The organism is Kitasatospora sp. NPDC056783 (assembly GCF_042789895.1).
Classification (GTDB): domain Bacteria; phylum Actinomycetota; class Actinomycetes; order Streptomycetales; family Streptomycetaceae; genus Kitasatospora.
The window spans coordinates 1-1,583 of record NZ_JBHUAF010000694.1; the positions used below are offsets into that span (position 1 = coordinate 1).

A 1,583-nucleotide genomic window follows, 5' to 3' on the forward strand; every position below is an offset into this window, starting at 1 on the left:
GCGCTGCGGGGCGCGGCACGGGCTCGGTGAAACCAGCTGTCGCCGGTGCGGCGAGAGCGGGTTCAGCCGATGTTGGCGCACTCGTTGCCGAACGCCGGGTTCAGCAGCGCGATGATGTCGATGGTGTTGCCGCACAGGTTGATCGGCAGGTGGATCGGCACCTGGATCTGGTTGCCGGAGAGCACGCCCGGGGAGTTGGCGGCGACGCCCTCGGCCTCCGCGCTGGCGAACGCGCCGCCGGCGGAGCCGAGCATCAGGCCGCTGGCGGCCAGCGACAGGACGGCGGCCTTCTTGAGGTTACGCATGTCATTCCTCCGATTTCTGCCCGACGGAAAGGGAATGTCGGGAGCCGGGCGAGCGTGAATACTCGCCCGATGACTTCAGGGATCGCCGTGATTGTCACTCGGTCGGCGTATTCCGGCGTGTTCCGCCCATGGCTCGGGCGTGGCCGCATCGCCGGGTCGCGGTGCCTTCCGTGGCAATTCCCGCACGGCCGGGAAAGGCTCGGACGAAGGCGCGACCGGTGGAATTCCGGTCAGGCGCTCCGGCGGGGGTTGCCGGACGCCGGCTTCGGGAGGCCCGCCGCGTGGGGGCCGGGGTGGAGACCGGGTTCCGTTTGGGAGAACGAGGCACCGGGGGAGGGGAAACGGTCCGGTTCGCCCATCACCCGAATGCCGCTGTCCGGCCGCGTCGTTGCGCCGGACGGGTGACAGTGCGGGGCCCCTCGCAACCGGTCCGGTGGGGTCTCGTTCTTGATGTCGCACTCCCCGTGCACATCTGTCGATCAGTCAGGAGGCTCGTATGAGCATCAAGAAGACCGCCGCCGTCGGCGCGGCCGTGGTGGGCATCGTGGCCACCGGCGCCGGCACCGCCGTGGCCAGCGCGGGCGCCCAGGGCGTCGCCGCCAACTCCCCCGGTGTCGTTTCGGGCAACCAGATCCAGATCCCGGTCCACCTTCCGGTGAACGCCTGCGGCAACACCATCAACATCATCGGCCTGCTGAACCCGGCGTTCGGCAACAAGTGCGCCAACGTGGAGCTGCCGCCGCCCAGCGACGACTGCTGATCCGATCGGTACGCGTTCCGACCGTCCTGCCCCCCGGCCAGCCGGCCGGGGGGCAGTTCGGCGTCCCCGGACAGCCGTCCGGGCCCCCCGATCCACCGAAGGGTGATCACGATGGTTTCGAAGAAGAACGCGGCCGGCCTGGCCGCCGCCGTGGGCGCCGCGGTGCTGCTCGGCGCCGGTTCCGCGCAGGCCGCCACCGGTCCGGGCGAGGCCGCCCCCGGCCAGGCGACACTGGCCAAGACCGACGTCGGCCAGGCGCTGAACGGGACGACCTCCGGCCTCGGCTACGGCCTCGCGCCGCTGAAGAGCCTGCGACTGGACCCGTGGGCCAACTCCTCGGCCGACTTCCTCAACAACGGCGCGACGCTCCAGCCGGACCAGGGCCTGCCCGAGGTCGGCACCGGGACGCTGACCGGCCCGCTGAGCGCCGGCGGCGGCGCCAAGGACCTCCCGCTGGTCGGCGGGCTGACCGGCCTGCTGCCGGGCTGAGCGTCCGGACGCGCCGGAGCCCGGCACCC

3 protein-coding genes are annotated in these 1,583 nt (G+C 72.1%); 2 read left to right on the forward strand and 1 reads right to left on the reverse strand.

Annotated features, from left to right (window positions below; all coding sequences use genetic code 11):
- Nucleotides 1-62: 62 nt before the first annotated feature.
- Nucleotides 63-305: a chaplin gene (locus ACFRMQ_RS40645; RefSeq protein ID WP_380735955.1), complete on the reverse strand. Its 243-nt coding sequence runs from the start codon at nucleotides 303-305 to the stop codon at nucleotides 63-65.
- A 496-nt stretch (nucleotides 306-801) separates the two neighbouring features.
- Between ACFRMQ_RS40645 and ACFRMQ_RS40650 the strand changes: the two genes are divergently transcribed.
- Entirely contained in the window at nucleotides 802-1,065 is a 264-nt protein-coding gene (locus ACFRMQ_RS40650) for a chaplin (RefSeq protein ID WP_380735957.1), read from the forward strand.
- A gap of 111 nt (nucleotides 1,066-1,176) precedes the next feature.
- Nucleotides 1,177-1,554: a hypothetical protein gene (locus tag ACFRMQ_RS40655; protein WP_380735958.1), complete on the forward strand. Its 378-nt coding sequence runs from the start codon at nucleotides 1,177-1,179 to the stop codon at nucleotides 1,552-1,554.
- Nucleotides 1,555-1,583: the final 29 nt, after the last annotated feature.